This is a genomic window from Corynebacterium yudongzhengii, assembly GCF_003065405.1.
GTDB classification, from domain to species: domain Bacteria; phylum Actinomycetota; class Actinomycetes; order Mycobacteriales; family Mycobacteriaceae; genus Corynebacterium; species Corynebacterium yudongzhengii.
In genome coordinates, this window is sequence record NZ_CP026947.1 from 127613 (window position 1) to 152446 (window position 24834).

At 65.4% G+C, this 24834-nt stretch carries 22 protein-coding genes, 4 tRNA genes and 1 pseudogene; 17 read left to right on the plus strand and 10 right to left on the minus strand.

What is annotated here, in order from left to right; translation table 11 throughout:
• The first annotated feature begins 134 nt into the window (after nucleotides 1-134).
• Complete coding sequence (locus C3B44_RS00620; protein WP_235840476.1) at nucleotides 135-1598, plus strand: sodium/glutamate symporter; 1464 nt, start codon at nucleotides 135-137, stop codon at nucleotides 1596-1598.
• A 631-nt stretch (nucleotides 1599-2229) separates the two neighbouring features.
• Here the strand turns inward: C3B44_RS00620 and C3B44_RS00625 are convergent.
• The 4 genes and pseudogenes from C3B44_RS00625 to C3B44_RS00640 form a co-directional block, all read right to left on the minus strand.
• A complete protein-coding gene (locus C3B44_RS00625; protein ID WP_108430661.1) occupies nucleotides 2230-3309 on the minus strand; it encodes a ThiF family adenylyltransferase in 1080 nt (359 codons plus the stop codon).
• Nucleotides 3306-3710, minus strand: coding sequence for a molybdenum cofactor biosynthesis protein MoaE (locus C3B44_RS00630; protein ID WP_108432502.1), 405 nt, complete (start codon nucleotides 3708-3710; stop codon nucleotides 3306-3308). The genes C3B44_RS00625 and C3B44_RS00630 overlap by 4 nt, the downstream gene beginning before the upstream one ends.
• Nucleotides 3711-3762: 52 nt before the next feature.
• A complete protein-coding gene (locus C3B44_RS00635) occupies nucleotides 3763-4278 on the minus strand; it encodes a MogA/MoaB family molybdenum cofactor biosynthesis protein (RefSeq protein WP_235840477.1) in 516 nt (171 codons plus the stop codon).
• A gap of 19 nt (nucleotides 4279-4297) precedes the next feature.
• Nucleotides 4298-5505, minus strand: a pseudogene (locus C3B44_RS00640) (molybdopterin molybdotransferase MoeA).
• A gap of 46 nt (nucleotides 5506-5551) precedes the next feature.
• On the opposite strand from C3B44_RS00640, the gene C3B44_RS00645 reads away from it, so the two are divergent.
• Nucleotides 5552-5815 (plus strand): MoaD/ThiS family protein, encoded by a 264-nt coding sequence (locus tag C3B44_RS00645; protein WP_108430662.1) that lies wholly within the window; start codon nucleotides 5552-5554, stop codon nucleotides 5813-5815.
• Nucleotides 5816-5838: 23 nt separating this feature from the next.
• On the opposite strand, the gene C3B44_RS00650 is transcribed toward C3B44_RS00645, so the two are convergent.
• Complete coding sequence (locus C3B44_RS00650) at nucleotides 5839-6231, minus strand: phage holin family protein (RefSeq protein ID WP_108430663.1); 393 nt, start codon at nucleotides 6229-6231, stop codon at nucleotides 5839-5841.
• Nucleotides 6232-6233: 2 nt separating this feature from the next.
• Nucleotides 6234-7256, minus strand: coding sequence for a histidinol-phosphate transaminase (locus tag C3B44_RS00655; protein ID WP_108430664.1), 1023 nt, complete (start codon nucleotides 7254-7256; stop codon nucleotides 6234-6236).
• Between the two features lie 87 nt (nucleotides 7257-7343).
• Between C3B44_RS00655 and C3B44_RS00660 the strand changes: the two genes are divergently transcribed.
• The 8 genes from C3B44_RS00660 to C3B44_RS00690 all read left to right on the plus strand — a co-directional run bounded on the left by C3B44_RS00660 (nucleotide 7344) and on the right by C3B44_RS00690 (nucleotide 13597).
• Nucleotides 7344-7430 (plus strand) — tRNA-Ser (locus C3B44_RS00660).
• Nucleotides 7431-7534: 104 nt separating this feature from the next.
• Nucleotides 7535-7729 carry a hypothetical protein gene (locus C3B44_RS11720; protein ID WP_199222442.1) on the plus strand — a complete coding sequence of 65 codons (195 nt, stop codon included), beginning with the start codon at nucleotides 7535-7537 and terminating at the stop codon, nucleotides 7727-7729.
• Nucleotides 7730-7747: 18 nt separating this feature from the next.
• On the plus strand, nucleotides 7748-9424 hold the full coding sequence (locus C3B44_RS00665; RefSeq protein ID WP_199222445.1) for a calcineurin-like phosphoesterase C-terminal domain-containing protein: 1677 nt from the start codon (nucleotides 7748-7750) through the stop codon (nucleotides 9422-9424).
• A 99-nt stretch (nucleotides 9425-9523) separates the two neighbouring features.
• Nucleotides 9524-9596, plus strand: a tRNA-Arg gene (locus C3B44_RS00670).
• Between the two features lie 387 nt (nucleotides 9597-9983).
• Nucleotides 9984-10196, plus strand: a complete 213-nt coding sequence (locus tag C3B44_RS00675; RefSeq protein ID WP_146183485.1) for a hypothetical protein — start codon at nucleotides 9984-9986, stop codon at nucleotides 10194-10196.
• A gap of 260 nt (nucleotides 10197-10456) precedes the next feature.
• Nucleotides 10457-12037 (plus strand): SLC13 family permease, encoded by a 1581-nt coding sequence (locus C3B44_RS00680; protein ID WP_108430666.1) that lies wholly within the window; start codon nucleotides 10457-10459, stop codon nucleotides 12035-12037.
• A gap of 21 nt (nucleotides 12038-12058) precedes the next feature.
• Entirely contained in the window at nucleotides 12059-13420 is a 1362-nt protein-coding gene (gene mgtE, locus C3B44_RS00685; protein ID WP_108430667.1) for a magnesium transporter, read from the plus strand.
• A gap of 101 nt (nucleotides 13421-13521) precedes the next feature.
• Nucleotides 13522-13597 (plus strand) — tRNA-Arg (locus tag C3B44_RS00690).
• 1064 nt (nucleotides 13598-14661) lie between these two features.
• Here C3B44_RS00690 and aldA read toward each other — a convergent pair.
• The 3 genes from aldA to C3B44_RS00705 all read right to left on the minus strand — a co-directional run bounded on the left by aldA (nucleotide 14662) and on the right by C3B44_RS00705 (nucleotide 17859).
• A complete protein-coding gene (gene aldA, locus C3B44_RS00695) occupies nucleotides 14662-16098 on the minus strand; it encodes an aldehyde dehydrogenase (protein ID WP_199222443.1) in 1437 nt (478 codons plus the stop codon).
• A 142-nt stretch (nucleotides 16099-16240) separates the two neighbouring features.
• Nucleotides 16241-16705, minus strand: coding sequence for a hypothetical protein (locus C3B44_RS00700; RefSeq protein WP_108430669.1), 465 nt, complete (start codon nucleotides 16703-16705; stop codon nucleotides 16241-16243).
• Between the two features lie 125 nt (nucleotides 16706-16830).
• A complete protein-coding gene (locus C3B44_RS00705; RefSeq protein WP_108430670.1) occupies nucleotides 16831-17859 on the minus strand; it encodes a prephenate dehydrogenase in 1029 nt (342 codons plus the stop codon).
• Nucleotides 17860-17898: 39 nt separating this feature from the next.
• Here C3B44_RS00705 and C3B44_RS00710 point away from each other — a divergent pair, with 39 nt between their 5' ends.
• The 6 genes from C3B44_RS00710 to tgt all read left to right on the plus strand — a co-directional run bounded on the left by C3B44_RS00710 (nucleotide 17899) and on the right by tgt (nucleotide 23190).
• Nucleotides 17899-18378 carry a tRNA adenosine deaminase-associated protein gene (locus C3B44_RS00710; protein WP_108430671.1) on the plus strand — a complete coding sequence of 160 codons (480 nt, stop codon included), beginning with the start codon at nucleotides 17899-17901 and terminating at the stop codon, nucleotides 18376-18378.
• Between the two features lie 61 nt (nucleotides 18379-18439).
• Nucleotides 18440-18874 carry a nucleoside deaminase gene (locus tag C3B44_RS00715; protein WP_108432503.1) on the plus strand — a complete coding sequence of 145 codons (435 nt, stop codon included), beginning with the start codon at nucleotides 18440-18442 and terminating at the stop codon, nucleotides 18872-18874.
• Between the two features lie 136 nt (nucleotides 18875-19010).
• Nucleotides 19011-19214 carry a CsbD family protein gene (locus C3B44_RS00720; protein ID WP_108432504.1) on the plus strand — a complete coding sequence of 68 codons (204 nt, stop codon included), beginning with the start codon at nucleotides 19011-19013 and terminating at the stop codon, nucleotides 19212-19214.
• A 48-nt stretch (nucleotides 19215-19262) separates the two neighbouring features.
• Nucleotides 19263-19350: transfer RNA gene (locus C3B44_RS00725), tRNA-Ser, on the plus strand.
• 136 nt (nucleotides 19351-19486) lie between these two features.
• Nucleotides 19487-21934, plus strand: a complete 2448-nt coding sequence (locus tag C3B44_RS00730; protein WP_108430672.1) for an MMPL family transporter — start codon at nucleotides 19487-19489, stop codon at nucleotides 21932-21934.
• Nucleotides 21931-23190: a tRNA guanosine(34) transglycosylase Tgt gene (gene tgt / locus C3B44_RS00735; RefSeq protein WP_108430673.1), complete on the plus strand. Its 1260-nt coding sequence runs from the start codon at nucleotides 21931-21933 to the stop codon at nucleotides 23188-23190. Before C3B44_RS00730 ends, tgt begins: the two co-directional genes overlap by 4 nt.
• A 5-nt stretch (nucleotides 23191-23195) precedes the next feature.
• Here the strand turns inward: tgt and C3B44_RS00740 are convergent, their stop codons facing one another.
• Complete coding sequence (locus C3B44_RS00740) at nucleotides 23196-23852, minus strand: queuosine precursor transporter (protein ID WP_235840479.1); 657 nt, start codon at nucleotides 23850-23852, stop codon at nucleotides 23196-23198.
• A 31-nt stretch (nucleotides 23853-23883) separates the two neighbouring features.
• On the opposite strand from C3B44_RS00740, the gene gluQRS reads away from it, so the two are divergent.
• Entirely contained in the window at nucleotides 23884-24825 is a 942-nt protein-coding gene (gene gluQRS / locus C3B44_RS00745; RefSeq protein ID WP_108430675.1) for a tRNA glutamyl-Q(34) synthetase GluQRS, read from the plus strand.
• The last annotated feature ends 9 nt before the right edge of the window (nucleotides 24826-24834 follow it).

Sequence of the window (24834 nt, forward strand, 5' to 3'; positions counted from 1 at the left end):
GAGGAGATATTGCCCCCGGTTGGGAATGGTCCCGCTGTCAAGAGGTGGTACTCACAGTAAGAGGACTGCTAGTTTTATATCACAATTAGCGTTCAAGAAACTGGGAGTCGCGTATATCTTCCACCTCAATTGCTGTGGCTTTGCTGCTGTTGGGCGTGCTGGTTCTCATCGGTAAGGGGATCCGCGTTCAGGTCCCCGTGGTGCAGAAGCTGTTCCTGCCGGTATCCATCATCAGTGGTTTCCTGGCCCTTCTCCTCGGCCCGCAGGTCGCCGGGCGTTTCGTGCCCGCCCTCGAAGACGGCGGTGTCTTCGGAGAAAACACCCTGGAGGTCTGGGGCGAGCTTCCAGGCCTGCTCATTAGCGTCGTGTTCGCCACAATGTTCCTGGGCTCCCGGATCCCCAGCTTCACCCGCGCGGCCAAGCTGCTCGGAGTGCAGCTGTCTCTGGGTGTCGCCTTCGCCTCCGGTCAGTACGTCTGGGGCATCCTCGTCACTGCCCTAGTGCTCGTTCCTTTGTTTACGGTGCCGCCGGTCTTCGCCACCCTCATCGAGATCGGCTTTGAGGGCGGCCACGGCACCGCCGCCGGCATGGCCCCGGTCTTCGAGGAGATCGGCCACGCGGATCTCGGCGACTTGGCGTTGGCCATGGCGACCGTCGGCATCGTCTCCGGCGTGATCATCGGCGTGATCGCCGTGAACTGGGCGGCGCGCACCGGCAAGTCCGAGGTGCTCGACTCCGCGCACGAGACCCCGAAGTCCACCCTGCAGGGCCTCTACTACGACGACGAAGAGAAGGAATCCGCGGGCACCCTGACCACGCGTACGGCGTCTGTCGAGACGCTGACCTTCGCCTTCGGTATCGTGGCGCTCGCCGTGTTCATCGGCCAGGGCATCCTGTCGGGCCTGCAGTACATCGAGCAGCTGCTGTGGGCGGATATCGTCGAGATTTTCGCCTACGTGCCGCTGTTCCCGCTGGCCATGCTCGGTGGCGTGATCATCCAGATCGTGGCGGACCGTTATGAGCCGCTCGCGAAGCTCATCGACCAGGGCGTCATGCACCGCATCCAGGGCTTCGCCCTCGACCTCCTGATCATTGCGGCGCTGGCGACGCTGTCGCTGAACGCGATCGTCGATAACTGGGTGCCGTTCGTCATCCTCGCTGTGGTGGGCCTGGCGTGGAACTGCTTCGTGCTGTTCTTCCTGGCGCCGCGGTTCATTCCGCGCTTCTGGTTCGAGCGCGGCATCGGTGACTTCGGTCAGTCCATGGGCGTGACCGCCACCGGCCTGCTGCTCATGCGCATGGCCGACCCAGAGCTCGAGACGCCCGCGTACGAGGCCTTCGGCTACAAGCAGCTCGTCTTCGAGCCCTTCTTCGGCGGTGGCCTCATCACCGCGGCGTCGGTGCCGCTGATCATTCAGTTCGGACAGTGGCCGTTCTTCGCCGTGATGCTTTTGGCGCTGATCGCCTCGATTGCGTTCGGCTTCCTCTTCTTCGGCCGCAGCAAGGACGACGCGATGAACGAAGAATACGACAAGATCGACGGCGGGCCAGAAGCCAGCTCTCCCAGCGCCCAAGCCTCCCACGCGCGGGAAGAATAGGGGCTAGCCTTTCGCGTCGGCTTTTAGTGAGCGCTTCCAGAGCGCGAGGACTCCGAAGAGGATCGCTATTCAGATAACGGTGGTAATAGTCCAGGACAAAAAGGGGTCACTGTTTACTTCTTCGGGAATGTGTGCCGCATGGGGCCCAGAGTAGTGGACGTTTATTGTTGCCGATTAGTCGTCCCATCCGCCCCAACGGTCACTTCTGTGAGGTTCTCGCGCTCTGCGGATCTACCCTGTTATGCGGATCTACCCTGCCATACCGCGCTATCGCTGGTCGAATTCACCCGCATAGAAAGGAGTGCTCCTTTCGACCTCGCGGGACTCGTTTATGAGCGCCTCCTTTCGACCAGCGCAAGCGCACTATGGTGGTTGGTCTTGCGGATGCCCCTGCGAGGAGCTGGCGAGGTTAGGGGTGGGACTGATGGGGCTGGCGGGGCTGATGGGGTGGCCGGACCGTGGCATTGCGCGTCAGTGCCGAACGGCCATTCATGCCACGCTAACGCTGGTCGAATTCACCCGTATAGAAAGGAGTGCTCCTTTCGGCCGCGTGGGACTCGTTTATGGGCGCCTCCTTTCGACCAGCGCAAGCGCACCATGCGTCACCAAAGGCAGCACCAAGCCCAAACCCCTACGCCCGTGCCTCGAGCCAGCCGTCGATCCCGCCGTGCAGGCTCACCAGGTCGGTGGCGCCGAGCTCTTGGAGCTTCGCCACCGCCTTTGCGGAGCGGATTCCGCCGGCGCAGTAGACGACGATGGGTCCGTCGGCACCTGTGATCTCCGCGGGCAGATCGGTGGCGTCGAGGACGTCGCCTAGGGGGATGTTCACCGAGTCCGCGAGGGTGAAGGCGGCGTGTTCGTGGGGGTCGCGCACGTCGATGAGCACGGCGCCGTCGGGGATGGTGGAGGTTTCGGGGACGTCGGGAAGCTCGTCGGCCGGCGTCGGCGCCTGGCGGGCCGGCTCAGAGGTGCGCACGTGCTCGGTGACCTCGGGGTTGCCGGTGACCGGGATGTATTCCCACATGCCGGTCAGGGAATCGATGTAGCCCAGCTTGCCGATCAGCGGCTCACCCACCCCCGTGATCAGCTTGATCGCCTCCATCGCCATCGCGGAGCCCACCACGCCGACGATGGGCCCCAAGACCCCGGCCTGCGCGCAGTTCGGCACCACGCCTGGGGCCGGCGGGGTAGGAAAGAGGTCCTCGTAGATCGGTCCCTTGCCGGCATAAAACACCGACAGCTGCGCCTCGAAGCCCAAGATCGAGGCCCACACGTGCGGAATGCCCAGCCGCGCGCAGGCGGCAGAGGCGAGGTGGCGGGCGTCGAAGTTGTCGGTGCCGTCGAGGACGACGTCGGCATCCGCCAGCACCTCGCGGGCATTCGACCAGGTCAGGCGCTCTTCGAAAAGCCGCAGCGACACGTTTGGGTTCAGTGCGCGCACCTGTGCCGCCGCCGATTCGACCTTCGGGGTGCCCACCTTGTCCATCGGGTGGATGATCTGGCGCTGCAGGTTGGAGACGTCGACGACGTCATCGTCAATCAGCGTGATCGTGCCGATCCCGGCGCCTGCCAGATACAGCAGCGCGGGTGAGCCGAGGCCTCCGGCACCGATGATGGCGACGTGGCCGTCGAGAAGCGCCTCTTGCCCGGCGGTGCCGAAGCCCGGCAGCGAGATCTGGCGGCGGTAGCGGGTGATGTCCTCAGGCCTCATTCGAGACCCACCCAGGTGTTGGTGCCGTCGATGAGTTCCTGCTCCTTCCAGATGGGAACCTCGGCCTTGACCCGATCGGCGAGGGTGGAGGCGGCGGCGAAAGCGTCCCCGCGGTGGGCGGCGGCGGCCATGACCACGAAGGCATCCTCGCCGATGGTCAAGGCGCCGGTGCGGTGGGCCGTCCACAGCCGCGTGCGCGGGTGGGCGGCGGAGACCTCGCGGGCGACGCGGGCGATCTCCTCGTCGGCGGTGGGGTGCGCGGTATACGTCAGGTTGGCCACGCGCTGGCCACCATCGTGATCGCGCACGATGCCCTCGAAAACCACCAGCGCGCCCATGGCCTCGGTGACGGTCTGCGCGCGGGCCTCGGAATACAGCGACTCGAGCGGAGACTCGGTCATGAACGCCGCCAGCACCTTGCCGGTGTGCTCGGCGACGTATGCGGGATCAGCTTTAGTCACGGTCCTCCTCTAGCATGTCGATGATCGGCACGACTAACTCATCCAACACCGCGCAGCCGTCTTTTACTCCCCCGCGCGAGCCCGGCAGGGTCATCGCGAAGGTATGACCACTCACCCCGGCGACCGCCCGCGATAGCACGGCGGTGGCGATATTCTTCCGGCCCTTAGTGAAAAACGCCTGCACAACGCCCGGAAGTTCCCGCTCGAGGTGCGGCGTGAGCGCCTCCACGGTCTGATCGTCCGCGGTGATGCCCGTGCCACCCGAGGTGAGCACCACGTGGGGGACCTGCGGGCGCGCGAAGACCTCGTCGAGGGTGGCGCGGATGTCGCGGTCGGCGACGACGAGGGCCGCGGGGGTCTCGAAGCCCTTGGAGCGCAAAAACTCCACCGCGATCGGCCCGGATTGGTCTTCGTAGACGCCGTCGGCGGCGCGGGTGGAGGCGACGATCACCAGCCCGGTACGCCCAGGCCGGTTCGCCGCCGCGGAGGAATCATGATCATGCGACACGACAGAAGTCCTTCACTGTTTAAAGCGGGTAGACGGTCACGGCGGCGCCGGGTGTGAGCGCGGCGCGCGCCGGGATGCGGATGAGGCAGTCGGCGGTCGCGGCCTGCGACAGCAGGTGAGACGAGGTCCCGCCGGTCGGCGTGGCCACGAGCGTGCCGTCGCGCCGGCTGCTCAGGTGACCGCGCAGCAGCTGATCGCGCTCATCGCTCAAGCCTTCGCGGGCCTCGGCGAGCTGAGCGGTCACAGGCTGAGGGGCCTGGCCGAGAAGCGGGGCGATGAACATGCGGAAGCTCACCAACGTCGAGACCGGGTTTCCGGGCAGGCTGATGACGGGGGTGGCGGCGAACGTCGATAAGCCTTGGGGCCCGCCCGGCTGCTGGTCGACGTGCCCGAACCAGCCGTCGCTAAGCACTTGGCGCACCACCTCGAACTTGCCGGCCGAGATCCCGCCCGAGGTCACCACGGCGGTGGGGCGGTGCTTATCGACGGCCGCCTGCAACCCCTCCCGCAAAGCCTCGGGGTCATCGTTGGTGCGCACGAAGCCCGCGACGTCGATGCCGTGGCGCTGACACAGCGCGGCGAGCATGGGGGCATTGGAATCGGGGATCGAGGCCGCCCCTACAGAGCCGACCTCCGCACCGCCGGTGACGATCAGCACGGAAGCGCGGCGATACACCTCGACGGCCGGGATCGACTGGCTGACCAGCGTCGCGATCCCCGCCGGAGTGAGCCGTGTGTCCCGGGCGAGGAGCAACTGCCCGCGCGCGATATCCGAGCCGCGCGGGCGCACGAACTGCTGCGGGGTGATCTCAGGCAAGCGGATGCTCGCGCCGGGATCGACGAACTCAGCCGGCGAGCAATGCTCCACCGCCACGACGGCTGCCGTGCCCCCGGCAGCTTCGCGCCGGTCATGACGGGCACGGCCTGATCGTTAAGGCCGTGCGGGTAGAGCTCGTCCGGGTCCGTGCCGGCGGGGATCGTCTCGCCGACGGTGATCTCCTCGGCGCTGCGGCCGGCGGGTAGGGCGTAGCCGTCCATCTGCGAGTTATCGAAGGGCGGCAGGTCGCTGGCGGCCATGATGTCGGAGGCGAGCGTGCGGCCGGCCAGCTCAGGGGCCACCGACAGGGTCTCGACGCCCACATCCGGCAGCATGTCACGGGTGGCCGCGAGATGATCCTCAATTGAGCGCACGAAAAATCCTTCCACACTGGGTTGGTTTGAAACCATGATAGCGTCGCGTTAAACGACCCTTTTCCTCCCGACAAGGAGCGTCATGGAGATCCACTACTTCGCCGCGGCGCGCGCCGCCACCGGCGTCGGCCTGGAGCAGATCGAGGCGCCGGGAAGGCAAACCACGCTCGGCCAGGTTCTCGACAACCGCGCCGCCTGCCACACCGGCACCACCGATTCCGGGCTCAGCCTCAAAGACATTCTCCCGCGGTGCACGTTTCTTCTCGACGGCCGCAGCGCCCCACCCGAGACCTTCGTCGGCGACGCCGAGCGTATCGACGTCCTGCCCCCGTTCGCCGGCGGCTAGTTTAGGCGCGCCTTTAGGTGCCTTTAGGCGCGGCGCAGCCCCTCGGTGAGGGTGGACAGCGCCCAACGTACGAGCGCGAGCACGATCGCGCCGAACAGCGCCGGCCAGAAGCCGTCGATGTAGAGCCCCAGCCCGATCTGCTGGGAGATCCACGCCACGGCGGCGAAGACGGCGGCGTTGATGACCAGCGCGAACAGGCCGAGGGTCAGGCACGTCAGCGGCAGCCCGAGCACCCGCAGAAGCGTCCCGAGCACCGAGTTGACCAGGATGAACACCGCCGCGACGGCCACGAACGTCCACTCCCTAGAGATGTTCGGCCCGCCGGTGATCTCCACGCCCGGCACGAGTGCCGCCACCGCCCACAGGGCGAGGGCGACGATGATGACATCGAGAATGAGTAGGAAAACACTGCGCATAACTAGAGCTGCGCCTCCTTCCAGGCGTTGATGAGGATCTCGGCTTCTGCGCGGTCGGTCACGGTGATGCGCACCCCCTCGTCGAAGGCGCGCACGAGCACCCCCTCGGCGGCAAGGGCGGTGGCAATGGCCTGCGAGTCCACGTCGGGGAGCCAGACGAAGTTGCCTTGGGTCTCGGCGGTCCCCAGCTTATCGACGACCAGCTCCCGCGCCCGCACGGTTTCCTCCACGCGGGCGGCAAGCTCGTCTGGGTGGGACAGGCTTTCCAGCGCCGCCGCCTGGGCCAGCGAGGAGACGCCGAAGGGGATCGCCACCTTGTTGAGGGCGTCGATGATGGGCTCAGGGCCAAAGGCGTAGCCGACGCGCAGGCCCGCCAGCCCGTAGGCCTTGGAAAACGTGCGCAGGGCGACGACGTTGCGATACCGAGCGGTTACGTCGCGGCCGTCGACCGCCTCCGGGTCGCGGTTGTATTCGTAGTAGGCCTCATCGAGGGCGACGAGGACGTTTTCAGGCACCCGGGTCATGAAGGCGTCGAACTGCGCGGTGGTGGTCACCCGGCCCGAGGGATTATTCGGCGAGCAGACAAAAATCAGGCGCGTCTTGTCGGTGATCGCGGCGGCCAGGGCGTCGAAATCGTGATGCCCGGTGCTAGTTAGCGGGATGGCGACGGGCCGTGCGCCGACCACCTGCGCGAAGATCGGGTAGGCCTCGAAGCTGCGCCAGGGGAATAGGACCTCCTCGCCCGGGGAGGTGGTGATCTGGACGAGCTGCTGGCACAGCGCCGAGGACCCCGTGCCCACCGCCACCTGTGTCGCGGGGACGTCGAGGTGGGCGGCGAGGCCGTCGCGAAGCGCCGTGGCGCCCATGTCCGGGTAGCGGTTGGTGGTGGCCAGGGCGTCGGCGAGCGCCTTCTGCACCGCTGTGAGCGGCGGTTGGGTGGTCTCGTTGGAGGAGAGTTTGAGGGTGTCGTCGACACGCGCGCCGGGCACGTACGACGGGATGTCGTTGAGGTCGGGGCGGATCATGCCAGCAATCCTACGGCCCGGTTTGGTCTGGCGGGCGCGGCCCCGCTACGATGACTGGAGATATCGAGACACTGACCGTCTTGATCAGGAGATGTGCCAGAGCGGCCGATTGGGGCTCCCTGCTAAGGAGTTGACCTTTCACGAGGTCCGGAGGTTCGAATCCTCTCATCTCCGCAGAGTGCGACACCGCTGGCTGTGTAACCGGCGGTGTCGTTTTTAACTTGGGCTTTAACTTCGCTTAAAGGCATCGCAACGCGGCCTGGTTAGGTTCTGGGGCCATGCGCACCTTCCGTATCACCGCATCCAGCGCCACGGCAGTTGCCCTGGCCACCACCACTATCTTCGTTCCCACCGCTATCGCCCAGACCGCCCCCGCCGCCGGTGGGGTGGAAATCATCGACAGCGCCGACGGCGAGGTCGACGACGTGCTCACCGGCTACGTCTTCGAAGACACCAACGGCAACTCCACCTAGGATGACGACGAGCCCGGCATCCCCGGCGTCGCCGTTTCCAACGGCGCAGACATCGTGACCACGGACGACGAGGGCCGTTACGAGATCCCCGTCGACGACAACACCACCGTCTTCATCACCCAGCCCTCCGGTTACCAGGTGCCCGTCGACGAGCACAACGTCGCTCAGTTCTACTACAACCACGTGCCCGAGGGCTCGCCTGAGCTGCGCTACGGCGGCCTCGAGGCCACCGGCCCGACCCCGGAGGCCGTGAACTTCCCGCTGACCGTCTCGGAGCAGGCCGCCGCGCCGGAGCAGAACTGCATCATCGGCGGCGACGTGCAGACCTACGACCAGGACGAGGTCGGCTACGCCGCCAACGGCGCGTTCCGCGACCTTGCCGAGCGCGATGACTACACCGAGTGCGGCGCGCTGTTCATCGGCGACGTCGTCGGCGACGACCTCTCCCTCTACCCGGAGATCCGCGAACTGACCGCCGGGATCAACGGCCCGGCCCGCTTTTTGCCCGGCAACCACGACCTCGACTTCGACGCCGAGAGCGACGAGCACAAGTTCGCCACCTACCGCCAGCAGTTCGGACCCGAATACTACTCCTACGACGTGGGCAACGCCCACATCATCTCCTTAGAGTCGGTCGAATACCCCGTCAGCGACGGCGAGTACAACGGCGCCATCGACGACGAGCAGATGGAGTGGCTGCGCCAGGACATCGCCAACACCCCGGAAGATAAGCTGATCGTCCTCGCCTCCCACATCCCGCTGGTCGGTTTCGCCGATTACTCCTCGACCCAGCACCAGATCGACCAGTTCACCGAGATCGCCGAGCTGGTCGAGGGGCGCGAGACCATCGCCGTCAGCGGCCACGCCCACGCGGTGGCCAACCTGCGCGAGGGCGACAGCCTCAGCGGTTGGAAGGAAGTCCACGGTATCGACGGCCTGCCGTTTACCAACGTCGTCGCCGGCGGCATCTCCGGCGACTGGTACAGCGGAAAAATGGGTGACGACGGCTACCCGCTCTCCTACGGACGCGACGGCTCCAAGCCCGGCGTGCTCACCCTCGAGATCAACGACAACCAGGTCAGCGAGTACTTCACCGTCGTCGGCGGCGACCAGTCCGACCAGATGAACATCGGCCTGAACACCCCGGCTTACCGCGAGTGGTTCGACAAGCACGTCGAATACGAAGACTCCAACGCCGAAAACACCGGGCCCGTCGAACCCTTCGCACACCCGAACGCGGTGCCCGTCGAGGACCTCGCCGAGACCTACCTGACCACCAACTTCTGGATGGGCTCCACCGGTTCCGAGGTCACCGTCTCGTTCGACGGTGGCGAAGCAGTGCCCGCCGAGCGCACCCAGCCGATGCAGGGCGAAGAGCAGTACGCAGGTGCCGAGTACTCCGACCCCGTCGCCGTCCAGGAACAGCTGGTCCACGGCGGCAGCATCGCCGACCGCGCCGCCCACATCTGGTGCATCCCGCTGCCGGAGGGCCTCGAGGAAGGAACCCACACCGCCGAGGTCACCGCGACCGACGTCCACGGGCGCAGCTTCACCGAGACCTATGAGTTCACGGTGGGGGCCGAGTCTTCGGATTCTGTGGAGAGCTTCTTGCCGGGGTCTTCTGGGTCTTCTAGTTCTTCCGGTTCTTCTGGTTCTTCCGGGAGCTCGCTGCTGGGGAGCTCTTTCAGCTCCTAGAGCTCGCTTGTGGGCTTGAGGGTAGATCTGTTTTTGGATCTGTTCGGCCCGCGATGTAGAGTTTTCAGCGTTACAGGCTTTCACCTGTGACGCTGCTCAGCGCCCGTAGCTCAACGGATAGAGCATCTGACTACGGATCAGAAGGTTGGGGGTTCGAATCCCTCCGGGCGCACGCTCTGTATTAACTCCCCTGCCGTGGCGGTAGGGGAGTTTTTGCGTTGAGGTTCTGTTGGGGTTCTGGGACTGGGGTCGATCCGGCTCCGGTAGGTGACGCGCGAGACTGGTGGGGCGAATGCGTCTGGTGGGGTGGCCGATCGGCGGCGGTGCGCCTTCCTCTGGTGGATCTCTCGTGGTGCCAGGCACGTAGCGCTATGCGGCGCTATCGCTGGTCGAAAGGGACCACCCCTAAAGGAGACCTGCTTTCGACCGCGCGGGACTCGTTTCTATAAGGGTGATTTCGACCAGCGATACCGCGGCATGACTCCGCAGGCGGACTGCCGGCGACTGGCCGCAAGACGGACAGCCCTCAACCACCGCCGTCGGCGACGTTGAGGTGGCCGTGGCCCCGGTGCACGTGAGCGTCGTCAAGCCTTCCGATGCTGCCGATACCGTCGATGCGGAGGTGATCTCTGTGCTGTATGTGCCTGGCGGGTACTCTCTGACCGCGCAGACCGCCCGCGGCACCACCCTCCGGGCGTATTGGAGTGGACTGCGCCTGGAAGTGGGGGAGCGGGTTGGGCTGAAGATCAGCAAGCCGTGGATCTATTCCTAGTTGAGCAGGTGGGAAAATCCTCAATGCTCACGTGCGCACATGTCTGAACGGGCAGGGTCCGGGGGTAGCTAATTTACCCCCCGCTGAGAGGTAATACCTAAGCAAAAAAGTGGTGATAACCAGCATGATTGCGCAGGTCAAAAAGCCTTTGACGATGTAACGCAGCTACTTTATTTGCCAAAAACTTCTTCATGTCACGTCTGCCGTTCTACGATGAACTACGGCATAGTTGGTGCGGGTGGAAGGAAAGGGTCATACCTATGAGTTCACCGGTGAATACCGAAATTGATTACAAAGAGTCTGACTCGGGTGAGGAGCTTGACCGAGGGACGTGGCGTCGTCAGGCGGCGGGCATCATTATCGGCTTGGTGCTTGCTGCGATCGTCTTTTTGATATTCCCCGCGGACGCCGTAGACACCGTCGAGCAGTCCATCGGCGCGGATCCGGAGGCCGACTACAACCACCAGGCGCTGCGCGTCGTCGCGGCGGTGACCGTGCTCATGGCCACGTGGTGGATGACCGAGGCCATCCCGCTGGCGGCCACGGCGCTGATCCCGATCGCCGTGTTCCCGATCGCGCAGGTCTCCGAGTTCTCGGACGTCGGGTCGCCGTATGCGTCGTCGACGATCTTCCTCTTCCTCGGCGGCTTCCTGCTGGCGCTGGGCCTGCAGCGCTGGAACATTCACCGAAGGCTCGCGCTGGCGGTGGTGGCGCTGGTCGGTACGAAGCCGAAACAGCTGATCCTAGGCTTCATGCTCGCCACCGGCTTTTTGTCGATGTGGGTGTCGAACACGGCCACGGCCGTCGTTATGCTGCCGATCGGTATTTCCGTGCTCACCCTGACCGCCGATAGCGTCGGCGGCTGGCGCAACCAGAAGAAGTTCGCCACCGCGCTCATGCTGGCGATCGCGTACTCGGCGTCGATTGGTTCGCTGGGCACCCTGATCGGTACCCCGCCGAACGCCCTGATGGCCGGCTACCTGGAGGGCGCGCACGGCATCACCATCGGCTTCGGCGAATGGATGATGGTCGGCGTGCCGGTCGCCGTGGTCTTCATGATCATCGCCTGGCTCGTGCTCATCACCATCTTCGCCCCGGAGATGAAGGAGATCCCGGGCGGCAAGGAGCTGATCCGCAACGAGCGTAAGAAGCTGGGCCCGTGGGAATTCCCGCAGGTCGCGGTCTCGGTGATCTTTGTCGCCGCCGCCCTAGCGTGGGTCTTTGTGCCGCTGGCCCTGGATCACTTCGAGATCGAGATCATCTACGAAGATGCCATCATCGGCGTGATCGCCGGCGTGCTCATGTTCATCCTGCCGGCGTCGTTCAAGACGGGCGAGCGCGTTCTCGACTGGAAGACCGCCAACGAACTGCCGTGGGACGTCCTGCTCCTGTTCGGCGGTGGCCTCTCGCTGTCGGCCGCCTTCTCCGACTCCGGGTTGTCCCTGTGGATCGGTGAGATGGCTCGCGGCCTCGGCGCTCTGCCGACGATCCTGCTGGTTATGGCCATCGCCGCCCTCATCCTGGTGCTGACGGAGTTCACCTCGAACACCGCCACGGCCGCGACCTTCCTGCCGATCATGGGTGGTGTGGCCGTCGGCATCGGCTTGACCGACGGTGGCGAGCAGAACGTCCTGCTGCTGGTCATCCCGGTCGCGCTCGCCGCCACCTGTGCGTTCATGATGCCGGTGGCCACCCCGCCGAACGCCATCGCGTACGGCTCCGGCTACGTGCGCATCGGCGACATGATCAAGGGCGGCGTGTTCCTCAACATCATCGCGGTCTTCCTCATTACCGCGGCGGTGTACTTCATCGCGATCCCGGTGTTCGGAATCTCGCTCTAGTTCCAGGTAGCCTCGGTATTCGTGGCTGACGATACCGTGGTGATCGACGATCTCGAGCGCATCCTCCTCACCGAGGGGCAGCTCGAACCCCAGCGCGCCGAAGAACTCCAGGCGCTGCTGGGGAAATTGTCGTTGAAAAACACCATCAGCCTGCTCGAACGCCTAGGCCCCAACCGGGCCGCGCTCGTGCTGCGCCTGCTGCCGCGGGCGCGCTCCTACGACGCCTTCGACGCCCTTGACTCCGCCCACCAGGCCGAGCTTGTCGACGCCCTCGGCGATGCCCCTATCACCGAATTCTTCGGCTCCCTCGACCCGGATGACCGGGTGGCGCTTCTCGACGAGCTGCCAGCCGAAATCGCCCAAAGACTCATGCAAACGCTGGCCCAGGGCCAACGTGACGTCACCGGCGTTGTCCTCGGCTATCCGAAGCGCTCCATCGGGCGCCGCATGTCGCCGCAGGTGCCGATGGTCGGGCTCCACGACACCGTCGCCACCGCCTTAGACAGGCTGCGCGAGCAGGCCGCGGATGCGGAGTCGATCTATACGGTGCCCGTCGTCACCAGTGACCGCAAGCTCGTCGGCGTGACCAGCCTGCGCACACTGTTTACGGCAGACCCGGACGAGCGCGTCGAAGAGCTGATGAGCGAGCCCGAATACGCGCACGCCGCCGATAACGATGAAGAGACCGCCCGCTGGTTCCTCCCGCTCGACTACCTGGCGCTGCCGATTGTCGACGACTCCGACCGCCTCGTCGGCATGCTCACCGTCGACGACGCCTTCGACATCGTCGAGGAGGCCGACAACGAAGACGCCGCCCGCGGTGGCGGTGCCGAGCCGCTGCAACAGCCTTATCTGACCACGGCCGTCGTGAAGCTGGTGCGCTCCCGTATCGTCTGGCTGGGCGTGCTCGCGGTGTCTGCGCTGCTGACGGTGCAGGTCCTGGATGCGTTCGAGGAGGCGCTGCAGGCGGCCGTCGTGCTCAGCCTGTTCATCCCGCTGCTCACCGGCACCGGCGGCAACACCGGCAACCAGGCGGCGACGACGGTCACGCGTGCGCTGGCGCTGGGCGACGTGCGCAAGAAAGACGTATTCAAAGTGCTCTGGCGCGAGCTGCGCGTCGGCGCCTTGCTGGGGCTGCTGCTCGGCGTCGCCTTCGGATTGCTGCTGGGGGCGATCTACGGGGCGTCGATAGGCTTAGTGCTGGGGCTGACGCTGACGGCGGTGTGTACGCTCGCGGCGTCGGTCGGCGGGATCATGCCGCTGCTGGCGAAAGCAATCGGCGCGGACCCGGCTGTGTTTTCGAACCCGTTCATCACGACGTTCGTCGACGCCACTGGCCTCATCCTCTACTTCCTCATCGCCCGAGCGGTGCTGGGGATTTAAGCAGGTTTTCGCTCGGCGTGTAGTTAAACCTATGTTTACCTGCCGTTTTGGTGGTGGGCTTTCGTGGGTGTAAGGTCGATCCTCGTTGCAGAGAGCAGCATGCGCCCGTAGCTCAACGGATAGAGCATCTGACTACGGATCAGAAGGTTGGGGGTTCGAATCCCTCCGGGCGCACCATCTGCACTAACTCCCTCACCGTGGCGGTGGGGGAGTTTTTGCGTCGCGGGGGTTTACCTCCCCGCGTGGCTTCGCTCGGCCTCGCTTGGGTTTGTACCGCCATACTGCGCTTACGCTGGTCGAAAGCACCCTCTCGGAAAGGAGTCCTGCGAAGTCGAAAGGAGGCCTGTTTGTGGGGTCCTTTCGTGTGGGTGAATTCGACCAGCGCAAGAGCACTATGAACGCACGGTCGGATGAATGCGCGATTCCACCAGCTGGTCACCCCACCAGTCTCATCAGCCCCTCCCGTGAGCTCCCCGCAGTCCGCTAGACCCTGAATCGGCGAGCTTCAAGCTGGATTTCGACAGGATACTCTCTTATGCATCGGCAGCCTGCCTGCCGGTTTCCGTGGTTCATCTCAGCACTCTCCAATCCCTGCCAGCTAGCGTGAAGTAAGGCGAAAGAAGGGAATGACCCCATGAGCACTAACCGCCAGCATGTCCCACTGACTGCGTGGGTCTCGGTTTTGCTTCGTTCTTGGCTATCGCCTTCCCTTATCGTTTCCCTTCATCCTCCCGGACGGAACGGTGCCGTACTACACAATCACTATCCCCTTGGGGATTGTGACGGGGATCTTTGCAGCCCGCGCTCGTAATGGTTAGCTCATAACCCTTGCTGTTATTGCGGGTCTCTCATCACTACTCGCGATGTGGGGAGTGTGGGCCATCTTGATGGTTATTTAGGTTGTGACAGGCGGGCGATACCCCGGACCCGAGTGGCTATAGGGCAAACAATGCACACAGAAAGCGGCCCCCAATCGCGGGAGCCGCTTTCATAATATCGGGAGAAACAAGGCTTGTGCGGGGATGAAGTCGTATCTAAGATGACGTTTCAGGCTACAAAATGCCAGGTCGGCTAGTGTCAGCCCCGCGCTAGCGGGGATGAGCCGTAGTCGTCGACATCAGGAATGCCAAGGATCGCGGCAGCCCCGCGCGAGCGGGGATGAGCCGGGCTTTTTCATTTAGGTCAAGCGGCTGCTTGCCCTTCACCTAGCCCAGCCACCCCAAACTCAGACCTCCAGAAACCTACATCTTCGACTCGATATAGGTGACGTGGGTCTCCACGTACTCCATGATGCCGTGCTTGCCATCGGCACCGCCGATGCCGGAGTTGCGACGGCCCGCGTGGAAGCCCTGCATCGCCTCGAAGTTCTCGCGGTTGATGTAGGTCTCGCCGTAGAGCAGTTCGCGCGCCGCCTTGTGGGCGTGGTGGATGTTCTCGGTGTAGATCGACGAGGTCAGGCCGTAGTCGGAGCCGTTGGCGAACTCGATCGCCTCGTCCAGGTCCTTCACCGTCACAATCGGCAGGACGGGGCCGAAGATCTCCTCGCGGGTGATCGGGGCGCCCTTCTCCACGCCGTCGAGAATCGTGGGCTGGAAGAAGAAGCCGTCGCCCTTGTCCGTGGCGGGCTCACCGCCGCAGACGACGGTGGCGCCCGCCGAGACGGCATCCTGCACCATCTTCCCGCAGGTCTCGACGCCCGCCTTGTTGATCAGCGGGCCCATATCCAGCTCGTCAGTCTCGGAGGTGTCGCCGTAGCGGGTCGCCTCGAACTTCTCCTTCAGCTTCTCGACGAGCTCATCGTGCACCGCCTCTTCCACCAGCACGACCTCGGCGCAGTTGCAGACCTGGCCGGTGTTGATCACGCGGGAGTTCCAGATGGCGGTGGCGGCGAGGTCAAGGTCGGCGTCGGCAAGCACGATGGCCGGCGCCTTGCCGCCGAGCTCCAGGTTGACGCGGGTGAGGTTCTCCGCCGCTGCGGCCATGATCTTCTTGCCGGTGCCCACGGAGCCGGTCATGGAGATCATGTCGACGTCCTTGTGCGTCGTCATGGCGTTGCCGATGACCGAGCCCTTGCCTCCGACCATGTTGAAGACGCCGGCGGGCAGGCCGGTGCCGTCGACAAGCTTGGCGAACTCGAAAGCGTTGATGGGCGTTTCTTCAGACGGCTTGACGACGATCGTGTTGCCCGTCACCAGCGCCGGCGCCATCTTGCGGGCGATCAGGAAGAAGGGGAAGTTCCACGGCAGGATGCCGCCGACCACGCCGAGCGGCTGGTAGGTGAGGAAGATCGACTCGTTGGGGCGATCCGAGGGGATGACCTCGCCCTCGATGCGGCGGGCGAAGCCGGCCATGTAGTCGAGGTAATCGGCGGTGAAGTTGACCTCCACCCCCGCGAGTTCGCGGGTCTTGCCCTGCTCGCGCACGAGGTAATCGGCGAAGCGATCGACGTGCTTGCGCAGCTCCGCGGCGAGCTTCACCAGGTAGGAGGCGCGCTCGACGGCGGGCAGCTTCGCCCACTCGACCTGGGCGGCCTTGGCGGCGGCGACGGCTTCGTCGACGGCGGAGGCGTCGGACTCCGGCGCCCGGGTGATCACCTCACCCGTGGAGGGGTTCAGCACGTCGTGGTAGTCGGAGGGATCCACGAACTGGCCGTTGATGTAGTTCTGATAGTCAGACACAGTGATGCTTCTTAAATTGGGGGTCGGTTAAGCTCTGGCTCTATCTACCAGGCTAGCTACTTCCTGCCGCTGCGAGGCGGTCAATTCGATGAAGGGTTCGCCTGTGCCTTGTCGCCCAAAAGTCCTCGCTACGGCTGAATCCCTAGGAGCCGTTGATCTGCTGGGTGTAGGCGCCGCGCCCGTCGTTGTAGGAGACGGTGATCTTGGTCAGCTGCTCGGCGGCCCGCTCGCCCTCGAGGGCGGAGGCGGCTTCGTTGCCGATCTGCTCGGCGGTCTCGACGGCGTCGCCGTCGTTCGGGTCGAGGTTGGTGTCGATCAGCAGGGTGCTTACATTGACGTCCGTGCCCATCACGTGGCCAGCCCAGCCTTCTTCGGCGTCGGCCCAGTCGGAGGTGCCGGCGGCGTCGAGAAGCGCTTGGTCGACGTCGGCCTCGATCTCTTGGTCGTCGGAGCCGCCGTAGGCCTGGTTGTCGACCTGGCTGCCGACCGCGCCCTGGTCCTGCTGCGCGACGGCGCCCGGGGTGTTGTCGTCGCCGACGTTGTCGCTGGTGCAGGCGGCGAGGGCGAGGGCACTCAGGGTGATAGCGGCCAGGGCGGTCTTGCGCATGGGATCTCCTCCGGTCACGGTGTTGGGTACTCGTAATTTTAACTAATCCCCCACTCTAGGGATAGCGTGGGGCAGGCGGGAGAGCGTGCCCCCGATCGAGCCCTACGTCACACCGCGTCGTATGCCTAGAAGATCTCGATGCGTCCGCCGATGTCCTCGGTCTGCGACAGCTGGCGCACCCAGTTCGGCCCGCCCGGGTGCAGGCGCAGGACGGGGCGCGAGGAAATCTTCACCGGCGAGACGGAGTCCTTGCTCGCCCCCGAGCGGGCCTCCAGGCGGATGCGGGTGCGGTGGCCGGCCTCGATGAGCTCCTTGATCTGCGGGGTCTCGGAGGCCAGGTCGTCGCGGGCCTTGGCGAGCTCCGCGATGAACTCGTCGAGCGCCCCGACCAGCGCCGTGGCGTTCGACTCGCACATCGCCCGCTGCAGATCCGGGGCGGTGGTGGCGACGCGGGTGGCGGACTTGAAGGAACCCGCCGCCAGCGACTGGGCGAGCACCCCGCCGTTGTCCCCAACCACCGAGAGCGCCGCGGCGAGCACGTGCGGAAGGTGGGAGACGCGGGCGACGGCGGCGTCGTGGTTGGTCACCAGCGCCGGCACTGCCTCGGCCTTGAGCTTTTCCACCATCCGCGTCACCGTCTTGAACAGCTCGATCCAGGAGGAATCGATCTCCTCGCCGGCGGCCTCGCACTCGGCGGCGTAGTCATAGGTAATCACCCACGCGGCGCGCTTGAACATCCCGGTCTCTGAGGCCTTCCAGCCGGAGTGCTGCGTGCCGGCCATGGGGTGGCCGCCGACGTAGCGGGTCTTGAGCCCGCGCGCGTCGATCTCTTCGTAGACGGCGGTCTTCACTGAGACCACGTCGGTGATCCCGCAGTTCGGGGCGTATTCGACGACCGCGTCGAGTACCTCGCCGACCGCGTGCATGGGCACGGCCAGCACGATGAGCGCGTGGTCCTCGTTGGCGCGGATGAGGGTCTTGTCGAGGCGATCGGAGGCGTCGAAGCCCTCTTTGATCGCCGTGCGGGCACCTGAAGTGGAACGGTTATAGCCGTAGACAGTCTCGCCGCGGGCCGCGAGGTCGCGCATGAGCGAACCGCCGATCAGGCCGAGTCCGATGATGCAGTAGGCAGGGGAAGAGTCGTTCGCAGTCACAGTGACAATTATGCCTGATGGCGACTAATCTGACTGAGCATGCAGCCCATGAGCTTCGCGGTGACCGTCACTGCCGGCGACGGCCGGTGGAACGTGCGCTCCTTCCGCGATGATTTCGATACCCCGTCCGCGGCCATCGGCGCCCTGAGGCGGCTGCGGTCCGAGACCGCCGCGTTCGCTTTGATCTGCGTCGAAGACGAGTACTTCGTGATCGCGCGCCTCGCGCCGGGTACCGAGCGGGTCTTCATCTCCGATATCACCATGGCGGTGGATGACGACTACGCCACCGGCTGGGCCGCGCACGCGGGCCTGGAGATCCCGGCGATCGATCCGGACGAGCTCGACGAGATCGACGGCTGGGCCGACGGCGACTTCGAGCTACTCGCCGATCTCGGCATCACCGCCGAAACGCTCACCGTGCTGGCCGACGACCCCGAGACCTGGCCCCACGACGCGCTCATGGCCATCGCCGACGATCTAGGCTTCGCCGACGAGTTCGCCGAGGCCGCCGGCTACTAACCGGCTCCTTGTTCCCATGGCTCTGCCCACCCCGCAACCGCAGCGCCGCGCCGAGTCCCGCATGCGCCGCGCACTCGCGGTCGCGCGCGAGACCCCGCCCGGCGATGTGCCCGTCGGCGCCGTGCTTTTCGACGCCGCCGGCCACGAGCTCGCCGCCGCCACCAACCGCCGCGAGGCCGACCAAGACCCCACCGCGCACGCCGAGGTCCTCGCGATCCGGCAGGCGGTCCGGCGCCACGGTGACGGCTGGCGGCTGTCGGGGTGCGAGCTCGTCGTCACGCTGGAGCCCTGCGTGATGTGCGCGGGCGCCGCGGCGGGTGCCCGCGTGGCTTCCGTGGTTTATGGGGCCTATGAGCCGAAGACGGGGGCGTGCGGTTCGCTTATCGACGCCCTGCGCCTGCCCGCGGCCGTCCACGTCCCGGAACTGAGCGGCGGGGTGCTGGAGAAAGAGTGTGCCGAATTACTTGAAGATTTCTTCAATGAGCTGCGAAAATGAATTCCAGGTTACGAATGCGTATCTATTGTTTGGGAGGCTAGCCATAAGCCGGCCATCGGCGATAGCGTAGGGGAAGTCAGGCATTCGCTTGGCGAAGCGAAAACCGCAATTCCGATCAGACTAGGCAGGGATGAACATGTCGAAGGACATCAACGAGAAGGCAGAAGAGCTCGGCGGCAAGGCCAAGGAGGCCTTCGGCGAGGCCACCAACGATGAGTCCGTGAAGGACGAGGGCAAGGCCGACCAGGTCAAGTCCGACGTTAAGGAGAAGTTCTCCGACGCTGGCGACGCTGTCAAGGACGGCATCAACAAGATCGCCGGCAAGTTCCAGGACAAGTAGAGCTGGTGATTTGGTCGCGCCCGCACGCGTCCGTTAGAGTCTTTCGACGGTGGCGTGTCCGAGCGGCCGAAGGTGTTCGCCTCGAAAGCGAATGTGGGTAAAACCACCGAGGGTTCGAATCCCTCCGCCACCGCCAGAGCTTTTGGCGCCGTCTCCACAGAACATGCGGAGGCGGCGTTTTTCGCTCTCTAGAGACTCCACACCTACAATGAGTCAGACCCGAAGACACATTTTTCTATCGCGTTTATGACGCGTGAGAGGCGTTTGCATAAGTGGCTGAATTCCTGTTTCGCCTGGGCAAATGGTCGTTCCTGAATAAGTGGAAGGTCATCGCCGCCTGGCTGGTCATCTTCGCGGGGATGACCGTGGCGGCCCTGACCCTGATGAAGCCATTTACCTCGGAGTTCGAGATTTCTGGCACGCCGGCGATTGAGGCCGTCGAGAAGCTTGACGAGGAGTTCCCCGGCGCCGGCCAGAGCGTGAACGCCGCTACCGTGAACGTCGTCTTCCAGGCCCCAGAGGGCGAAACCCTCGACGAGCCGCAGAACAGCGCGGCGATGGATGAGACGCTCGCCTATATCGAGGACAACCTCGACGATAGGCAGGGCACCGAGCGTTTCGGCAACCCGCTTAAGGTCTCGGAGGAGCTCCAGCGCACGGTCTTCGACCTCGAGACCGAGATGGGCCTGCCGGAGCCGACCGCGCGGGCGGACGCCGAGAACCTCGCGATGGTCTCCGACGACCGCACCATCGCGTACACCACTTTCACCTTCGACGCCGAGTCGGCGCAGGCCGTCACCGAGGACCAGCGCCAGGTGGTCCGCGACGCCATCGAGGTCGGCGAGGACGCCGGCGTGCGCGTCGAGGCCGGGGGCCCGGGCTTCGGCGAGGCGATCGTCATCAACACCACCAGTGAGATCATCGGCCTGGCGGTGGCGTTCATCGTCTTGATCATCACCTTCGGCTCGCTGATCTCCGCGATCAAGCCGGTGGTCACCGCCGTGGTCGGCGTGGGCATCGGCGTGCTCACCATCTTGACCTCGACGCACTGGCTCACGCTCAACGACATCACCCCGGTGCTCGCCGTGATGATCGGCCTGGCCGTCGGCATCGACTACTCGCTGTTCATCCTCTCGCGCTACCGCGCCGAGTACCAGAGGCTCGGCGGGCCGGACGCCGCGGGGCTCGCCGCTGGCACGGCCGGGTCCTCGGTGGTCTTTGCTGGCATGACCGTCTTCGTCGCGCTGGCTGCCCTGGTGATCGCGAACATCGAGTTCCTCACCTGGATGGGTCTTTCGGCCGCGCTGACCGTCGCCATCGCCGTGGTCATCGGACTTACCCTCACCCCTGCGCTTCTGGGCCTGACCCGCTCCAAGGCCTTCGGCGGCAAGATCCCCGGGCTGGCCGGCAACCCCGGCTGGGGCAAGAAGGAAGAACCGCCGCGCAGCTCCTGGCGTTCGCTGGAAGGCGAGACCCTTGGCACCAAGTGGGTGAAGTTGATCCAGCGCGTCCCGGGCCTGGTCATCGCGGTCGTCGTGCTCGGCTTGGGCGCGATGAGCCTGCCGGTCAGCCAGCTCGAGATGGCGCTGCCTTCGGATGCCACCTCCGGCAAGGAGACCACCCAGCGCCAGTCGGCCGAGCTCATGGCCGAAGGCTTCGGCGAGGGCGTCAACGCGCCTTTCCTCATGATCGTCGACGCCGACAACGTCAACCCCGACGCCGCCCCGCTGGTGCCGATCAAAAACGCCATCCAGGACGCGGGCGAGGACGTCAACGAGCGCGAGGCCGCCGGCCTGGCGTCCTACCTGTACACCGTCAGCCAGGCGAACTCGCTGGTCGACGTCAAACACGCCCAGCTCGTCACCGTCAACGACGACAACTCCTCCGCCCAGGTGCTGGTTACCCCGGAGACCGGCCCGGCCGATCAGCGCACCGCGGAGACCGCCAGCGCCCTGCGCAGCATCGGCACCGAGATCCAGGACGCCACCGGTGTCTCCATCGGGCTGACGGGGCTGACCGCGGTGCAGATGGACATCACCGAACGCCTCGGCGAGGCCATGCCGCTGTATCTCAGTGTGGTCGTCGGCCTGGCGATCATCCTGCTGCTGCTTGTGTTCCGCTCGATCATGGTGCCGGTGGTCGCCAGCCTCGGCTTCCTGCTCTCCGTCGGCGCCTCCTTCGGCCTGACCATCCTGGTGTGGCAGGAGGGGCTGTGGGGGCTCGTCGACACCCCGGCGCCGCTGATCTCTTTCATGCCGATCTTCCTGATCGGCGTGACCTTCGGCCTGGCGATGGACTACCAGATCTTCCTCGGCACCCGCATGCGCGAGCACTACGTCAAAACCGGCGGCAGCAACGAGCTCTACAACAAATACAACGGTGTGGAGGAATCCGTCGTCGTGGGCTTCTCCCGCGGCGTACGCGTGGTCACCGCCGCCGCGGTCATCATGATCGCCGTGTTCGTGGCCTTCATCAACCAGCCGCTGCCGTTCATCCAGATCTTCGGCTTCGCCCTCGGCTTGAGCGTCTTCTTCGACGCGTTCTTCATCCGCATGGGCCTGGTGCCCGCCGCGATGTTCATCCTGGGACGGGCCACCTGGTGGATGCCGAAGTGGATGGATAAGATCCTGCCGAACATCGACATCGAAGGCACCAAGCTCGAGGAGCGCTTCGAAGGCGTCGATCGCACCAAGGACAACAAGGAATCCCTCGACGCATGAAAGACTTAACCTTCGAGGTGGGCGCGCTTCTCGACGGCGCTCACGGCCGCACCGGGCGCATCCACACCCCGCACGGTCCCATCGACACCCCGGCGTTTATCCCCGTGGCCACGAAGGCGACGGTGAAAACCCTGACCCCGGAACAGATCCGCGCCACCGGGGCGCAGGCGATCTTATCGAACGCCTACCATCTCTACCTGCAGCCCGGCGCCGAGATCGTCGACGAGGCCGGGGGAGTGGCCGCCTTCGAAAACTGGCACGGGCCCACCTACACCGACTCCGGCGGCTTCCAGGTCATGAGCCTGGGCGCGGGATATAAGAAGGTCCTCGCCATGGACACGGCGGGGCTGACCCGCAACGATATCCGGGCCGCCGAAAAGGAGCGCCTGGCGATCGTCGACGACGACGGCGTGAACTTCAAGTCGCATCTCGACGGCTCGCGCCACCGCTTCACCCCCGAGGTGAGCATGCAGATCCAGCACGCGCTCGGCGCGGACCTCATCTTCGCCTTCGACGAGCTCACCACGCTCGTCGAGCCCCGCGCCTACCAGGAGACCTCCGTCGAGCGCACTCGCCGGTGGGCCGAGCGCTGCCTGACAGAGCACGACCGCCTGACCCGCTTGCGCGCCGACAAACCCCGGCAGTCGCTGTGGGGCGTGGTCCAAGGCGCGCAGTACGAGGACCTGCGCCGCGTGGCCGCCCGCGGGCTCGAGGAGCTGTCCCGACGCGCCGAGGACGAGGGCCGGCGCGGCTTCGGCGGCTACGGCATCGGCGGAGCGATCGAGAAGGAGAATCTGGGCACGATCGTCGGGTGGGTGTGCGAGGAGTTGCCCGTCGATAAGCCCCGCCACCTGCTGGGGATCTCCGAACCGGATGACCTCTTCGCCGCCGTCGAGGCCGGCGCCGACACCTTCGACTGTGTGGCGCCCACCCGCCTGGCGCGCCGCGGCGGGGTGTACACCCTCGACGGGCGGATGAACCTCACGGCCGCGCGCTTCAAGCGGGACTTCCGGGGCGTCGATGAGGAATTCGGCGGCTATGTCAGCGAGAACTACTCGCGGGCGTATCTGCACCACCTGCTCAAGGCGAAGGAGTTCCTCGCCGGCACCCTGTGCACCATCCACAACCTGGAGTTCATGATCCGGCTGGTCGACGACATCCGCGCCCACCTCAACGCCGGCACCTACCGCGAGTTCCGCGACGCGTTCATGGCCCGCTACTACGCCCACGGCGGCCGGGCGCAGGCTGGTGTCTAGGAGTTTTAGTAGTTTTCGTGGCGCTTGACCGCGCCGACGACGGCGTAGGTGATCGGCAGCAGTAGCGCCTCGAGGGCGGTCTTCCAGGCGAAACCGACGAGGACGTAGTTGATGAAGTCGCCGGCCGTGGCCACGCCGATGACCGGGGCGGCGATCGCGCAGAACAGTAGGGTGTCGCCGAACTGGCCGATCACGGTCGAGCCCAAAAGGCGCGCCCACAGCGACTTTTCGCCCGTGCGCTTCTTAATCTGCACCAGGGCCCACGCGTTGAGCAGCTGGCCGACGGCATAACCCGCCAGGGAGGCGAGGATGATCTGCGGGACCAACCCGAGCACGGAGGCAAACGCCTCCTGGTTGTCGTAGAAGTCCGCCTCCGGCAGCCAGATGGCGATGTAGAAGCACACCGCGGCTAGGATCGTGATGCCGAAGCTGGTGAAGATCGCCAGCCGGGCGTTGCGGAAGCCATAGACCTCGCTGATCACGTCACCGACGACGTAGCCCAGCGGGAAGAGGAAGAACGCGGCGTCGAGCACGAAGGGGCCGATCTGGACGCCCTTGGTCGCCGTGATGTTGGAGATCAAAAACACGGCGGCGGACACGGCCACGAGCACGGGGAAGATGGTGGTCCCGGTGCGGACGTGGCGGGGTGCTTCTGCTGTCATAGTCACAGCGTTCATCCTAGGCTTAAGGGATATGAATGCTAAAGCTGGTCGCTACGCCCCCTCGCCGAGCGGGGACTTGCATTTCGGCAACCTGCGCACCGCGGTCCTCGCGTGGCTGTTCGCCCGGCTGAGCGGCCGCAGGTTCTACTTAAGGGTAGAGGATATCGACAGCCAGCGTTCTTCGCGGACGTCCGCCGAGCGCCAGATCGAGGACTTGCAGGCCCTAGGCATCGACTTCGACGGCGAAGTTATCTACCAGTCCGAGCGCCTCGGCCGCTACGAGGAGGTCTTGGGTGAGCTGGAAGAGCGCGGCCTGATCTACGAGTGCTATTGCACCCGCCGGGATATCCAGGTCGCCGCCTCGGCGGCGCATGCGCGCCCCGGGATCTACCCGGGCACGTGCCGTGACTTAAACCCCGCCGAGCGCGAGCGCAAGCGCGCCGAGACCGCCGCCGCGGGACGCGTGCCCTCGCTGCGCCTGCGCACAGACACCGCTTCTTTCACCGTGCACGACTACTTCGCCGGCGAGTACGCGAGCGACGTCGACGACTTCATCATCCGCCGCGGCGGCAACATCGGCCAGGCCGGCGATTTCGCCTATAACTTCGTGGTGGTCATCGACGACGGCGACTGCGGCATCGACCAGATCACGCGTGGCGACGACCTGCTCGACTCCTCCGGCCGCCAGGCCTACCTCGCGGATCTGCTGGGCTTCCAGGTCCCCAGTTACGTCCACGTCCCGCTGGTTTTAGGCCCGGAAGGCAAGCGCCTGGCCAAGCGCGACGGCGCGGTGACCTTGCGGGAGATGAGTGCGCAACCCGGTGGGCGCGGAGGCGTCGTCAAGCGGCTCTGCGCCTCGCTGGGCTACCCGGAGACGGCGACGCTGCAGGAGCTTCTTGAGGTCTTCGATCCCACCGAGATGCCCCGCGAGCCGGTGGTCTTCGATGATGCTTTCGATCAGGAGCCGCGCTAGGCGTACAAA

Bases quoted from the DNA above. Each gene is read 5' to 3' on its own strand.
- C3B44_RS00625 (WP_108430661.1), bottom strand. From the start codon at position 3,309: ATGAGGCCTGAGGACATCACCCGCTACCGCCGCCAGATCTCGCTGCCG.
- C3B44_RS00630 (WP_108432502.1), bottom strand. From the start codon at position 3,710: ATGACCGAGTCTCCGCTCGAGTCGCTGTATTCCGAGGCCCGCGCGCAG.
- C3B44_RS00645 (WP_108430662.1), top strand. From the start codon at position 5,552: ATGGAGATCCACTACTTCGCCGCGGCGCGCGCCGCCACCGGCGTCGGC.
- C3B44_RS00650 (WP_108430663.1), bottom strand. From the start codon at position 6,231: ATGCGCAGTGTTTTCCTACTCATTCTCGATGTCATCATCGTCGCCCTC.
- C3B44_RS00655 (WP_108430664.1), bottom strand. From the start codon at position 7,256: ATGATCCGCCCCGACCTCAACGACATCCCGTCGTACGTGCCCGGCGCG.
- C3B44_RS11720 (WP_199222442.1), top strand. From the start codon at position 7,535: ATGCGCACCTTCCGTATCACCGCATCCAGCGCCACGGCAGTTGCCCTG.
- C3B44_RS00680 (WP_108430666.1), top strand. From the start codon at position 10,457: ATGAGTTCACCGGTGAATACCGAAATTGATTACAAAGAGTCTGACTCG.
- C3B44_RS00700 (WP_108430669.1), bottom strand. From the start codon at position 16,705: ATGCGCAAGACCGCCCTGGCCGCTATCACCCTGAGTGCCCTCGCCCTC.
- C3B44_RS00710 (WP_108430671.1), top strand. From the start codon at position 17,899: ATGCAGCCCATGAGCTTCGCGGTGACCGTCACTGCCGGCGACGGCCGG.
- C3B44_RS00715 (WP_108432503.1), top strand. From the start codon at position 18,440: ATGCGCCGCGCACTCGCGGTCGCGCGCGAGACCCCGCCCGGCGATGTG.
- C3B44_RS00720 (WP_108432504.1), top strand. From the start codon at position 19,011: ATGTCGAAGGACATCAACGAGAAGGCAGAAGAGCTCGGCGGCAAGGCC.
- tgt (WP_108430673.1), top strand. From the start codon at position 21,931: ATGAAAGACTTAACCTTCGAGGTGGGCGCGCTTCTCGACGGCGCTCAC.
- C3B44_RS00740 (WP_235840479.1), bottom strand. From the start codon at position 23,852: ATGACAGCAGAAGCACCCCGCCACGTCCGCACCGGGACCACCATCTTC.
- gluQRS (WP_108430675.1), top strand. From the start codon at position 23,884: ATGAATGCTAAAGCTGGTCGCTACGCCCCCTCGCCGAGCGGGGACTTG.